General features: G+C 45.7%; 11 protein-coding genes. All 11 read left to right on the forward strand.

Annotation, left to right across the window (positions count from 1 at the left end; genetic code table 11):
- Window positions 1–258 (forward strand): integrase core domain-containing protein (locus G458_RS20820; RefSeq protein ID WP_157359780.1); only part of this gene is annotated, 258 nt, incomplete at its 5' end.
- A 322-nt stretch (window positions 259–580) separates the two neighbouring features.
- Window positions 581–1,000: a hypothetical protein gene (locus G458_RS20825; protein WP_051287296.1), complete on the forward strand. Its 420-nt coding sequence runs from the start codon at window positions 581–583 to the stop codon at window positions 998–1,000.
- Window positions 1,001–1,369: 369 nt separating this feature from the next.
- On the forward strand, window positions 1,370–2,293 hold the full coding sequence (locus G458_RS0113710; RefSeq protein ID WP_026952405.1) for a mechanosensitive ion channel family protein: 924 nt from the start codon (window positions 1,370–1,372) through the stop codon (window positions 2,291–2,293).
- Window positions 2,294–2,375: 82 nt separating this feature from the next.
- Window positions 2,376–2,618: a hypothetical protein gene (locus tag G458_RS0113715; RefSeq protein ID WP_026952406.1), complete on the forward strand. Its 243-nt coding sequence runs from the start codon at window positions 2,376–2,378 to the stop codon at window positions 2,616–2,618.
- Between the two features lie 273 nt (window positions 2,619–2,891).
- Complete coding sequence (locus tag G458_RS0113720; RefSeq protein ID WP_026952407.1) at window positions 2,892–5,198, forward strand: heavy metal translocating P-type ATPase; 2,307 nt, start codon at window positions 2,892–2,894, stop codon at window positions 5,196–5,198.
- Between the two features lie 110 nt (window positions 5,199–5,308).
- A complete protein-coding gene (locus G458_RS0113725) occupies window positions 5,309–5,518 on the forward strand; it encodes a heavy-metal-associated domain-containing protein (protein WP_026952408.1) in 210 nt (69 codons plus the stop codon).
- A 160-nt stretch (window positions 5,519–5,678) separates the two neighbouring features.
- The gene (locus tag G458_RS0113735) at window positions 5,679–6,092 is read left to right on the forward strand and encodes an HYC_CC_PP family protein (protein ID WP_157359799.1); all 414 of its coding nucleotides are present in this window, start codon (window positions 5,679–5,681) and stop codon (window positions 6,090–6,092) included.
- An 84-nt stretch (window positions 6,093–6,176) separates the two neighbouring features.
- On the forward strand, window positions 6,177–10,007 hold the full coding sequence (locus G458_RS0113740; RefSeq protein WP_026952410.1) for an efflux RND transporter permease subunit: 3,831 nt from the start codon (window positions 6,177–6,179) through the stop codon (window positions 10,005–10,007).
- Between the two features lie 4 nt (window positions 10,008–10,011).
- Entirely contained in the window at window positions 10,012–11,499 is a 1,488-nt protein-coding gene (locus G458_RS20830; RefSeq protein WP_051287298.1) for a TolC family protein, read from the forward strand.
- Between the two features lie 7 nt (window positions 11,500–11,506).
- Window positions 11,507–13,276 carry an efflux RND transporter periplasmic adaptor subunit gene (locus tag G458_RS0113750; RefSeq protein ID WP_026952411.1) on the forward strand — a complete coding sequence of 590 codons (1,770 nt, stop codon included), beginning with the start codon at window positions 11,507–11,509 and terminating at the stop codon, window positions 13,274–13,276.
- A gap of 146 nt (window positions 13,277–13,422) precedes the next feature.
- A complete protein-coding gene (locus G458_RS0113755; RefSeq protein WP_026952412.1) occupies window positions 13,423–13,983 on the forward strand; it encodes a DUF3347 domain-containing protein in 561 nt (186 codons plus the stop codon).
- Window positions 13,984–14,018: the final 35 nt, after the last annotated feature.

Consider the following 14,018-nt stretch of genomic DNA (forward strand, 5'->3'; position numbering starts at 1 on the left):
GTGAAAATCTTATTTATCCAACCCGGAAAACCTATGCAAAATGCTTTTATCGAGCGATTCAACAAAACCTACCGAACCGAAGTATTGGATTACTATTCCTTTGTATCACTCCAAGAAGTCAGAGAGATTACCCGGGAATGGATAGAGGACTACAATCATCACAGACCTCACGGAAGCCTGAATAATTGCTCTCCAATAGATTTTGCAAAGCAATGGGCGTTAACAGTGGATAACTTCTCTGAAGTTACCCACAATTAACACCCTTAGTAGTAATAATAGTCAACATCAAAAACCAATTTTGTCTATTTTAGAATTGTCCAAAAAGTGGGAAGCCTTCACCAGCAGCTCAAAATCGGATGGTCTTCGGATGCCACAGCACTCCGTGCGTCCCCTTCGCCCCCCCCCTGAGCGTAGATTGCCCCACCTAAGCGGAGTTTGCAACTCCGCTTGAATATCTTCAGGAATTTGTAATTCCCAACCAACCAGCTTCCTAGATACATCCTTGATTTTTTGACCAATTACCCCCTCCCTCCCATTCCATTTTCCCCTATCTTTAGTCAAACAACAAATCGTAAGTACTATGAATGGTAATTTCAAAGGAGCCTTAGTCGGAACGTTTATTTCCTGGATGCTTTTTGCCTTGATTGGTTTTGGGCTTTGGGGATGTCCTACCTACAATGTCTGGCAGCAGGAAATGTCCGGTCGGGCGGAGTTTGCCAAGGCTGAGCAAAACCGCAGAATTCTCATCGAAGAAGCTGCCGCCAACCTGGAAGCCGAAAAGCTCAATGCCCAGGCGGAAGTCGAAAGAGCCCGAGGGGCCGCAGAAGCAATCTCCATCGAAAACGGAGCACTTTCCGAGAAGTACATCCAATACCTCTGGGTACGCCAGCAGCGCAATCTCAGCGACAAAACGGTCATTTATATCCCGACCGAAGCCAATCTCCCCATCTTGGAATCCACCCGTGGCCTAAAAATCCCTTCCGGAAGGAATCAGGATTAAACCTTCCCTATCCCACCCTAAGCCCAGTGAGTTTTCGCTGGGCTTTTTTGATGGAGTCATACCTCGTACCGCCCCTCCGCCGTCAACCTGAGCGGAGTCAAAGGGCAAGGCAAACGATAGCACGAATTCAAACTCCGTCACCCTGAGCGGAGTCGAAGGTTATTATTGAAAAGCAAAAAAATGTAGAATCAGTGGATAGTCCCACATTTCGACTCCGCTCAATGTGACAAACCTACGTTTCCAAACAGCCTATTTTTCATACCCTTGCTAAGGACTGCACCAAGAATCTCTCCCCTAATTCCTTGGTCGTTTGGGATTGCTGGCCTATTTTGAAGGTTCTTGCCTGCCTATTGACCTAATGATTTTTCTATGAAAAGACGCTATCAACTCATCCTAAGCATCCTGCTGATTCTGATTTTCCTGGTCATGGAGCCTCTTGCCGATTGGTTTCGGGAATCCACGGGGCTGGATATTTCCTTTTTCGTGGAGCAAAAAAGGAATCTGCTGATCATCGGCTTTTCCTGGCTGATCATCGTGCTGATCCGGGGTTTGCTCCGGAATATCCTCAAACGATACGATATCAATGAAGAGGATAATTTGGCCTCCAGAAAGCTCCATACGCAAGTTAGTCTCCTGGAGCGGGTGGTGGTTTTTGTGATCATTTTGATTGCCGTTGGACTGATTCTGCTTTCTTTTGAAAGCATTCGGGATGTGGGCATCGGGATTTTTGCCTCTGCTGGGGTTGCGGGGATCATCATCGGACTTTCCGCTCAAAAAGTAGTCGGTACCCTTTTGGCCGGGATTCAGATTGCGATTACCCAGCCTTTCAGGATCGAGGATGCCGTAGTGGTGGAAAATGAATGGGGATGGATTGAGGAGATCAACCTGACCTATGTGGTGGTGAGACTTTGGGACAAAAGAAGGCTGGTCCTGCCTTCTACCTATTTTTTGGAAAAACCCTTTCAAAACTGGACCCGAAACAATGCGGATATCGTCGGTACCGTGTTTTTATACATAGATTATTCCATCCCTTTTGAGGAACTCAGAAAAGAACTCACCCGGGTTTTGGAGAGTTCTGATCTCTGGGACAAAAAGGTCAATGTGCTTCAGGTCACTGAATCCAAGGAATCATCCGTAGAGGTCCGGATTTTGGTCAGTGCCAAAAACTCTCCCATAGCCTGGGATCTTCGGGTATATGTCCGGGAAAAAATGATCGAGTTTATCCGGAAAAATTACCCGGACAGCCTTCCTCGAACTAGGGTGAAGATTGTGGGCGAAAAAACACAAACATAACCTCTAATTCCTCTTTGGAGTACAATCATATTCCTATGAATACTCTTGGGATTTACCGAAATTGAATAAAAATCGAAAACTTATGGCAAGCGTGGAAGAAATCAGGTGCGAACTGATTGATAAAATACAAAGCATTGAAAACAAAGAATTCCTACTGGCTATCCAGCAGTTAATTACATCGGGTTTAGCGGGTTCCAAGTCCATTGAATTGACCAAAGAGCAAATTGAAATGCTCGAAATGAGTGAAGAGGATATCCAAAATGGACGTCTGATTTCCCAAGAAGCCATGGATAAAAGAAACTTGGAATGGCTAGAAGGGCTGTAAAATGGACCAGAACAGCCAGATAGGTGTTTTAGATTTGAAATTTGAGATTTGATCCCATTTTCCCTTCGTTGTCTTCGTGCCTTCGTTGCAAATAGACTTTTCAAAAACCAATAAATAAAGATTAGGCAGGAATTTGAGATTTGATTTCATCTACTCTTCGCGTTCTTCGCGGCTTTGCGGTTTTCAAAAGCCATAATCTTATAAATCTCTCCCAAAATCCTGTAAGACTTTTCTGCGCCAGCTGTGGCAATTTTGTATCATCAATTTTCAGCTATGAAAACAGAAACCACACTAACAGCTCAAAAGCCGGGAAATCTCCATAAGGAAACCTTTCCCGTGACCGGCATGACCTGTGCGGCCTGCGCCTCCAGCGTGGAAACCATATTACAGCACACCCCCGGAGTGAAGTCCGCTGCCGTAAACTTTGCCACCAATACTGTTCAGGTGGAATATGACCATACGACCACACCCGAAGATTTGAATACTGCCCTAACTGAAATCGGATATGGCTTGGTAGTCGGTTCAAAAGATGTTCAGGAAGCCGTCCAAGAAGAACAGGAGAAAAAATTCCAATCCGTCAAGAAGCAGACCATAGGTGCGGCAGCATTGACCTTGCCGGTATTTATTCTCGGAATGTTTTTTATGGATTGGGAACCGGGAAAATGGATCAGTCTGGTGCTTTCCATTCCAGTCCTTTTCTACTTTGGAAAAAACTTCTACACCAATGCCTGGAAACAGGCCCGGCATGGCAAGGCCAATATGGATACCCTCGTAGCCCTGAGTACCGGAATTGCTTTTATTTTCTCGGTATTCAATACACTTTTTCCAGAGTTTTGGCACCAAAGAGGGATTCATCCCCACGTCTATTATGAAGCCGCGACGGTGATTATCGTCTTTATTTCCTTCGGAAAAATGCTGGAGGAAAAAGCAAAATCCCAAACCGGAACGGCTTTGAAAAAGCTGATGGGTTTGCAGCCGAAAACGCTCACGCGACTTCAGGATGGAAAGGCCCGGGAAATCAAAATAGAGGAGGTTTTGGTCGGTGACAGAATTCTGATCAAGCCTGGAGAAAAAATCCCGGTGGACGGAAAAGTACTGGAAGGCAGTTCATTTCTAGACGAAAGCATGATCAGTGGAGAGCCAGTTTCGGTGGAAAAGAAAGCCGGGGATTCGGTCTATTCCGGCACTATCAACCAAAAAGGAAGTTTGGAAATTGAGGCAGTCAAGGTCGGTGCTTCCACACTCTTGGCTCAAATCATCCAACGGGTTCAGGAAGCCCAAGGAAGTAAAGCGCCGGTCCAAAAACTGGTGGATAAGATCGCCGGGATATTTGTTCCGGTAGTCATTGGGATCGCGCTGCTCACCTTTGGAGTATGGATGATTTATGGAGGTGACAACGCATTTTCCCATGCCCTACTCGCAGCTGTGTCGGTATTGGTGATCGCTTGTCCCTGTGCTTTAGGCTTGGCTACCCCTACCGCCATCATGGTCGGTGTAGGCAAAGGAGCAGAAAACAACATCCTGATTCGGGATGCAGAAAGCCTGGAACTCGGTCATAAGGTCAATGCGATTATTTTGGATAAGACGGGGACGATTACGGAAGGAAAGCCTACAGTCAGCAGTGTTCAGTGGGCAGCTGGCAATCATCATGAAGTAAGTAGTAAGCAGTCAATAGTAAGTAGTGGATCAGCAAACCATTTACCACTTACCACTCACTATTTACAGATTTTATACACCTTGGAGTCCAAATCCGCGCATCCTCTAGCAGAGGCTGTGGTGAAGCATTTGAAAACCGAAAATGTCAAAGCCACTGATCTGGAGCATTTTGAAAGTATCACCGCCCGTGGGGTTAGTGGCCGGAAAAACGGAAGAACCTATTTCGTAGGAAACCGTCAACTTCTACAGGAAAATGGAATTTCCATCCCAAAGAATTTGGAGTCCACAGCCCAAGAATGGAGTAACCAGGCACAAACGGTGATTTGGTTTGCAGATCAGGATAATGCACAGGCCATACTAGGCATTCAGGATCAGCTTAAACCCAGTTCAAAAGCTGCTGTAGCCCAACTTCAGAAATCTGGTGTGGAAGTGTATATGCTTACCGGGGATAACCGACAGACAGCCGCGGCCGTCGCCCAAGAAGTGGGAATCGCTGATTATCGGGCAGAAGTCATGCCTGAAGACAAGTCAGAATTTGTCAAGCGACTTCAAGAAAATGGAAAAATAGTCGCTATGGTAGGTGACGGGATCAACGATTCAGAAGCCTTGGCCCAAGCCGATGTGAGCATTGCCATGGGGCATGGATCGGATATCGCCATGGATGTGGCCAAGATTACCCTGATCACCTCCGATCTTCAGAAAATCCAACAGGCATTTCAGCTATCTCATTTGACCGTCAATGGCATCAAGCAAAACCTCTTTTGGGCCTTTATCTACAACCTAATCGGAATTCCTATTGCCGCAGGTGTCCTTTATCCGATCAATGGATTCCTTTTGGATCCCATGATTGCCGGTGCGGCAATGGCCTTTAGCTCGGTTTCCGTGGTGATGAATAGCTTGAGATTGAAAATACGGAAATTGTAAAATTGCAAAATTGAAAAATTAGGAAACTCTGTCCATTCTGACTACTTCCAAATTTGACTACTTGATACTTGATACCAGATACTTAATACTTAATACTTAATACTTAAAACATGAAAACGTTAAAATTCAAAACCAACATCCAGTGCCACAATTGTTTGGCAAAAGTTAGCCCTAAGCTAAATGAAGAATCCGGGATCGCATCTTGGGAGGTGGATTTGCAGGATCCTGACCGTACCTTGACCGTCAACACCGAAAATCTGGAGCCAGCTGACATCAAAAAAGCGGTGCTGAAGGCCGGGTTTATCGCTGATGTTAAATAAAGACTCAAGATTCTAGACTACAGACGCAAGACCATTAATTCTTGCGTCTTGGCTTTTGCCTCTTGCTTCCTGCCTCTTTTGTCTTGCTTCTTGTGTCTTGTCTCTTGCTTTTAGAATCTAAATTTGAACTTCCAAAATTAAATTCCGTACTTTTGCCTTAATGCGAGCCTCATTCTCCATATTCTTAGCCCTTTTGGTATTCTTTGCCTCCGTTGGAATGGCGAAGACGACCCATTTTTGCATGGGCTTGGAAATGAAATCTGAAATTGGCTTTGGAACAAAGCATGTGGATTGTGGCATGAACATGTCGATGGATCATAGCGAAAATGAAGCTGACAATCACCAAGACCCCAAGTCCTGCTGTGAAAATGTCACTACCCAATTGCAGGTGGATGATGAGTTTCAATTAAAAAAATCCGACCTCAATCTGTCCCTGAATTTTGCAGTGGCATTTGTTCAGGCATTTGTGTTTGGAGTGGAAAATATTCCTTCGGACACTCCTGTCTATCCTCCATACTCCCACCCTCCCCTTGAACAGGACCTTCAGGTTCTATATCAATCTTTCTTGATATAAATTAAAGGTTGCAGAACGCTCTGCATGCAAAAAAATCCGCCAATACATTTTGGCTCAGTCCTTTGCATTTTAAACCTTTGATTTATGCTCAATCGAATTATCAAATATTTTCTAGAAAATAAACTGGTTACTGTGCTGTTCCTGCTCCTGATTATCGGATGGGGAATTGTCACAGCTCCTTTTAACTGGAATGTGGATTTCCTTCCCAGAGATCCCGTACCCGTGGATGCTATTCCTGACATTGGAGAAAACCAACAAATTGTCTTCACTGAATGGATGGGGCGCTCCCCTCAGGATGTAGAAGACCAGATCACCTATCCGTTGACCACTTCCCTTTTGGGATTGCCAGGGGTCAAAAGTGTGCGATCCAGCTCTGCTTTCGGATTTTCCAGCATCTACATCATCTTCGAGGAAGACATCGAGTTTTACTGGAGTCGGTCACGAGTCCTGGAAAAACTCAATTCCCTGCCTGCCGGATTGCTTCCCGACGGAGTCCAGCCGAAGCTAGGACCGGATGCCACAGCCTTGGGTCAGGTATATTGGTACACCTTGGAAGGTCGGGATGAAAACGGAAATCCAACCGGTGGATGGGACTTGCACGAGCTTAGAACTGTCCAAGATTATTATGTCCGATACTCTCTCACGGCTGTCGAAGGGGTTGCTGAGGTAGCTTCCGTTGGTGGATATGTCAAAGAATATCAAGTGGATGTAGATCCCGCAGCGCTCAAAGCTCACGGCGTGACCCTGATGGATGTGATGGAAGCCGTTCGAAAATCCAATCTGGATGTCTCTGCCAATACCATCGAAGTCAACAGGGTGGATTATTTCATCCGTGGCTTGGGTTATGTGGAAGAACTTTCCGATTTGGACAAGGCCGTGGTCAAAGTCACCAACAATGTACCGATCCGAATCCAGGATGTGGCTAGGGTGAATATCGGCCCGCAACCCCGAAACATGTCCGGGATTCTGGACAAAAGCGGAGCGGAAGCTGTAGGTGGAGTGGTCATCGCTCGCTATGGAGACAATCCCCTCAAAGTGATTGAAGGAGTGAAATCCGAAATCGAAAAACTTTCCCAAGGACTTCCTTCTAAAACTTTGGCAGATGGTACGGTTTCCAAGGTCACCATTGTGCCCTTTTATGATCGAACGGGCCTGATCTACGAAACCTTAGGCACCTTGTACGAGGCCATCAACCTGCAGATTTTGGTCACCATCCTGGTGATCATCGTCATGGTATATAACCTGAGAGCTTCTTTGCTGATTTCTGCACTATTGCCTTTAGCGGTATTGATGTGTTTCATTTTTATGAAATACTTTGGCGTGGATGCCAATATCGTGGCCCTATCCGGGATCGCCATCGCTATTGGGACCATGGTGGATTTGGGGATTATTCTCAATGAAAATATTCTCCGGCATCTGGAGTCCTCACCTACTGGTCAGTCCAAACTGAAGACGGTATATCAAGCTACCGCAGAAGTGTCGGGAGCGATTGTCACTGCTGTGAGCACCACGATCGTCAGCTTCTTTCCGGTATTTACCCTTCAAGCGGCAGAGGGAAAGCTCTTTGGTCCTTTAGCGTATACGAAGACCTTTGCCTTGGTTTCAGCGGTGATTTTCACCCTTTTGATCATGCCAGCTTTTTCCCATTGGGCATTTTCCATGAAGGAAATGAAGGGAAAGTTGGGTCGATGGATCAACCTTTCCTTATTGATCATCGGACCGGTTATTGCCATTACCGTTTGGGCTTGGGCCGGTTGGTTTTTGTTTGCCTTTGGCTTGTTGCATGCACTTTCTTATCAGTATCCGGAAAAAGTCGGGCCCCATAAAAACCTGGCAACCATCGCCATTACCCTGCTATTTGTCACCTGGCTGTTGACGGGTCTATGGATGCCTTTAGGGGTATCGGTCAGCAAGCTGGTCAATTTCTTCTTCATCGCGCTACTGCTGTTTTTGGTCTTGGGAGGATTTGCAGGGTTTATCCGCATTTATCCTAGAATTTTGCTTTGGTGTCTGGCCAACAAAGGGAAGTTTATCCTATTCCCGATTTTCATCTTCTTGCTGGGAACCAGTGTTTGGTTAGGATTCAATCGGGTATTTGGAATTTTCCCGAGAACCTTTGACATGATCGGGGTCAATATCCGAACCACAGGGCTTTGGTCAGGTTTGAGCCATTCCTTCCCGGGTTTGGGTAAGGAATTTATGCCTTCACTCAACGAGGGATCTTTCCTCCTGATGCCCACCACCATGCCTCATGCCGGTGTGCAGGAAAACAAGGAAGTCCTTCAGCAACTGGATATGCTGGTCACGGCCATTCCGGAAGTAGAAATAGTCGTCGGAAAAGCAGGTCGTGCAGAAACTGCCATTGATCCTGCCCCGATGAACATGTTTGAAAACACGATCAATTACAAAAGCGAATACGCCACAGACATCAATGGCAACCGACTTCGCTTTAAAATCAATGACGGAAAATATGAATTGAAAGACGGGTCCCTTTTCGATCCTGAAACCATGACTCCCAATCAAATACAGGTGTCCGATTTGGTCCAGGATGAGGATGGAGAGTATTTCCGTCAGTGGAGAAAGCACATCAAGTCTCCGGATGATATCTGGGAAGAAATCGTCGGAGTGATCCAAATCCCCGGTGTTACCTCCTCCCCTAAGCTTCAACCTATTGAAACACGGTTAGTCATGCTGCAAACCGGCATGCGAGCTCCCATGGGGATCAAAGTTTACGGCCCTGATCTTCAAACCATTGAAAGCTTTGGCTTAGAGTTGGAAAAGTACCTCAAAGAGGTGCCTTCAGTGAAGAAAGAAGCAGTATTCGCTGACCGAATTGTGGGTAAGCCCTATTTGGAACTGGACATCAACCGGGATCAAATTTCCCGATACGGGATGAATGTAGTAGATGTGCAGGATTTCATCGAAACTGCCATTGGAGGCATGAAATTGAGTACCACTGTGGAAGGTCGGGAGCGATTCCCGATTCGCGTTAGATATGCCCGGGAGTTTAGAGATGATCCTTATGCCATAGAAAACCTTCAAATCCCGACACCTTTGGGAAATTATATCCCTTTAAGCCAAGTAGCCTCCATCAATTACCGACCTGGACCTGATATGATCCGCGGAGAAAACAGCTTCTTGGTAGGCTATGTCCTGCTGGACAAAATGGAAGGATTCGCGGAAGTGACTGTCGTCGAGCAAGCCCAAAAGTACCTGAAGGATAAAATTGATTCCGGAGAATTGAAGGTTCCGAATGGAGTCCGCTATGTTTTCTCTGGTTCTTATGAAAATCAGGTCCGTGCGGAGAAAAGACTGGGTATTGTAGTTCCCCTCTGTTTGATCCTGATTTTCCTGATTCTTTACTTCCAATTTAAGTCAGTATCCACCTCCTTGTTTGTTTTCGCGGGAATTGGAATGGCCTTTTCCGGAGCATTTCTGATGCTTTGGTTATATGGGCAGGATTGGTTTATGGACTTCAGTTTCTTTGGAACCAATATTCGGGACCTTTTCCAAATGAAAGTGTACAACCTCAGCGTAGCAGTTTGGGTGGGTTTCATTGCCCTCTTTGGAATTGCCACTGATGACGGGGTGGTCGTGGCCTCCTATTTGGACCAAAGCTTCAAAGAAAATCAACCTACTACTGTGCAACAGATACGGGAGGCGGTAGTGGAAGCCGGAAAAAGACGGGTTTTACCTTGTATGATGACCACGGCGACCACATTGCTTGCTTTGGTTCCGGTATTGACCTCTACAGGAAGAGGATCTGACATTATGATTCCAATGGCGATTCCTTCCTTGGGAGGAATGGTCTTGGAAACTACCACGGTGTTTATCGTGCCAACCCTTTATTGCTGGTGGGCAGAGCGAAAATTAAAAAACAATTCCAAGGCCTTTGCTGAAGAATTAAACACATAAAGTCATGACAATTAAGACTCTATTCGATTTTGGATTTCGGATTTCTGACTTCAGATTTCTGACTTCAGATTTCAAATTTCTGACTTTCCTACTCCTGTCTGCTCTGATGGTTTTCTCAGGAAAATCTAATGCCCAAACCCTAGATGACTACCTTATCCTGGCTGCCGAAAACAATCCCGGACTAAAAGCTTCCTATGCCCGTTACGAAGCCGCCTTGGAGCGAGTCAAGCAGCCTGGCCTTCCTGATCCAGAACTTCAAGTCGGAATTTTTCTGCGCCCCATGGAGAGATTTATGGGGAATCAGCAGGCTGACCTCAGACTGATGCAAATGTTTCCTTGGTTTGGGATGATCGGTACTCAAAAAGAGGAAGCCAAATCCATGGCTCAAGCTCAGTATCAGCTCTTTTTGGAGGAGAAAAACCAATTGATGTATCAGGTAAAATCCACTTGGTATGACATGATCAGGCTTCAGGAGGAAATCAGGATTTCCAGGGAAAATCTGCAATTCCTTCAGCAATACGAACGCTTGGCCTTGATCAAATATCAGGGGGCCACAGGTGGTTCATCAGGAGCTTCTGGCCCCTCTATGCTTTCATCAGGAGGAAACATGAACTCCAGCACTTCCGCAGGAGCCTCTGAAATGAGTGGAATGGGTGGTAATTCAAGCACTGGGCCCAACTTGCAGCGTCCTTCTTCAGGGATGAATTCCAGCGCAATGAGTACTTCCGGATCTTCTTTGAAGGATATTCTCCAGATCCGGATTTCTATGAAGGAATTGGAAAATACCATCGAGCAGCTTCAGGCAGATCTGGAACCTCTTCAGATCAAATTCAACCAATTGCTCAACCGTGAAATCCGAGCAGAAATAGCTCTTCCAAGCGGTTTTCAGCCGATTGTGCTGGAAGTGGAAAAGATGGCGGTATTGGACAGTATTCAGGCCAATAACCCTATGCTTGCCATGTTTGACTCAGAATTGGAGGTTTACCGCCAACAGGCTCAAATGGCCAAATTGGATGGGCGTCCGATGATGGGAGCAGGGGTAAATTACATGCCCTTTTCTCCAAGAATCGAAAACGGGATGATGATGGGAGGAGACAATATGGTCATGCCCATGGTCTCACTGACACTGCCGATCTATCGAAAAAAGGTAAATGCGAAAATCAAAGAAGCTGAGCTCCTTCAGGAAGCGACACTTCTTCAAAAAGAGAAAACTTCCAACCTATTGGCCATGGAATGGGCCAATGCCTTCAGGGATTGGGAAGATGCAGACCGGAAAATCAGGCTCTATTCCGGGCAGAGGGAGCTCACTGACCAAACTTTAAATTGGTTGATAACTTCCTACACCGCAAATGGGGATGATTTTGAAGAGATTCTCAGAACCCAGCAATCCTTGCTGGATTACCAAATGAAGGAAATCAATGCGATCAACCTTCAATATCAAAGTTTGGCCAAATTAGAAATGCTTTCAGCATCATCAATTCCTCTTAATTAAGAAAACGATGAAAAAGATATTTGAAAATAAAACGATACTCATCCTCACTACCTTGCTCTTAGGGGCATTGATTGGATGGATTTTAAAACCTTCTGCTTCACATTCTGAAGCCGAACATGACCATGCCGGAGAAGCCGGTGCCAATACCCTATGGACTTGCTCCATGCATCCACAAATCAAATTGGGTGAACCGGGCTCCTGCCCTATCTGCGGGATGGACTTGATTCCTGCCACTCAGATGAGTGCTGGCTCAGGCAATCCCCTCGTCTATGAGATGACTCCAGAAGCTGTGGCTATGGCCCAAATCCACACGACCAAAGTGGGTGGATCCAATGCTTCAGGTGAGCTTTTTCTTACCGGAAAAATCCAGGCAGACGAAAGGGAAAATGCCTCCGTCACAGCCAAATTCCCCGGAAGAATTGAAAAGCTCTTCGTGACCTTTACCGGAGAGCGGGTTCAGGCAGGTCAAAAACTGGCTACCCTATACTCTCCGGAATTACTTTCCGCCCAAAGGGAATTATTGGAAGCGAGCAAAAGTAAAACCTCTTTCCCGGAGCTGTACCAAGCTGCTAAAGCAAAGCTAAAACTTTGGAAACTCAGTGATTCTCAAATTCAGGCTATTGAAGAAAGTGGAAAAGTAAAAGAGCAGATCGATATACTTGCCGATCAGAGCGGAGTGGTTACCCAGAGAAACGTGGCGCTGGGTGACTATGTCAGCACAGGACAGGTATTATTCAATGTAGTCAATCTGAACAAACTTTGGGTTCTTTTGGATGCCTATGAAGCGGACTTATCCTCTATCAAGCTAGGTGATCCGATTAGTTTTTCAGTTGCCGGACTTCCAGGTGAATCATTCAGTGCGAAAGTGGCTTTTATTGATCCGCTTTTGGATCCTAATACCCGTGCAGCCTCCATAAGAGCAGAAATCTCCAATACAGGTCAAAAACTGAAACCGGAAATGTTTGTCACAGCTTCTGTAAAAACAAGATCAAAAGGTTCATCGGCTGAACTATCTGTCCCTAGAACAGCCGTTCTTTGGTCTGGGAAGCGCTCTGTCGTCTATGTAAAAGTTCCTGCTGAAAGACCTTCCTTTGAAATGCGAGAGGTAACCTTAGGAAGCCGAATGGGTGACAATTACCTGATAGAATCAGGGCTGCAGCCTGGAGAAGTAATTGTCACCAATGGAGCATTTGCGATCGACGCAGCAGCACAGCTTTCGGGCCAATTTAGCATGATGAGTCGCCCAGAAACCAAGTCCTTGGAGGTTTCCTCAGAATTCAGAAATCAAATTACCCAAGTGGCGGATGCTTATTTTGGTATTAAAAATGCCTTGGTCAAGGACGATTTGGAAGGCACAAAAAAAGAAGTCAATCAGCTATCTCAAAACCTTTCCAAAGTCAATATGGCTCTAGTAAAGGATAAGGCCCATGAGCAATGGATGAATCAGCTCCAAGGGCTGAAGGATGCTAGTCAGAAAATCAGCTCTTCTCCCAATCTTGAAGAGGCCAGAAAGCACTTTTCCATGCTTTCATTCCACATCCTGGAAATGACCGAGACCTTTGGAATCAATAAAGATGTGGTGTATAAAGATTATTGTCCAATGGCTTTTGGAGACCAAGGTGCGTATTGGCTGAGCGAGCGGAAGGATATCACCAACCCATATTTTGGTGCTTCTATGCTTACTTGCGGAGAAGTGAAACAAACCTATCTTAAAGGTCAGCCTGTTTTGAATTTAACAGGCTCGAGTTCAGCTTCGGCTCCAGCCCATCAACATTAAATAGATTGCCCCAGTTTGTGTCTTCACAAACTGATTTCAAATTGCTAAACCAAACGCCCCAGTCTGTGTCTCCACAGACTGGAATTAAATTGCTAAACCAAACTGATTTTAAAATATCAATCAACAACACCTAAATTATAACACATATGAAAAAGTCCCTTTTAATCGCCCTTGCACTTTCAGTGGTACTTTTCTCCTGTGGAGGAAAAACCGAACATGCTGAGGAACATGAGGAGCATACTATGGAACATTCCTCCGGCCATGAATCAGAGGCCACTCCTACTTCCACTTCTAGGAATATGGGTACCACCGCGATGATTGATGCTTACCTCGCGGTAAAGGATGCCTTGGTGGCCGACAATCAGGCAGAGGCAGCCACAAAAAGCGAGGCCTTAGTGACGGCAATTCAAAGCTTTGATGCACAGGCAGCTGAGTCACACAAGGCAAAAGCTTTGGAAGAGGCCAAAAAATTGGCTTCTGGTGACATTGCAGCCCAAAGAGAAAGTTTCCAGGCCCTGAGCGTGGCCATGAAAAATTTGCTTAAAATCGCAGGCACTGACCGGACCTTGTACCATCAGTACTGCCCGATGTATAAAAACAATACAGGAGGCATGTGGCTCAGTGCCAATGAAGACATTAAAAATCCACTATTCGGCAGCTCCATGTTGACCTGCGGTCGAGTGGAGGAAACTATCTCGATGAATTGATTTAACATAAAAAGCGAACTGGTATAATCAGTTCG

The organism is Algoriphagus mannitolivorans DSM 15301, assembly GCF_000429425.1.
GTDB lineage: Bacteria > Bacteroidota > Bacteroidia > Cytophagales > Cyclobacteriaceae > Algoriphagus > Algoriphagus mannitolivorans.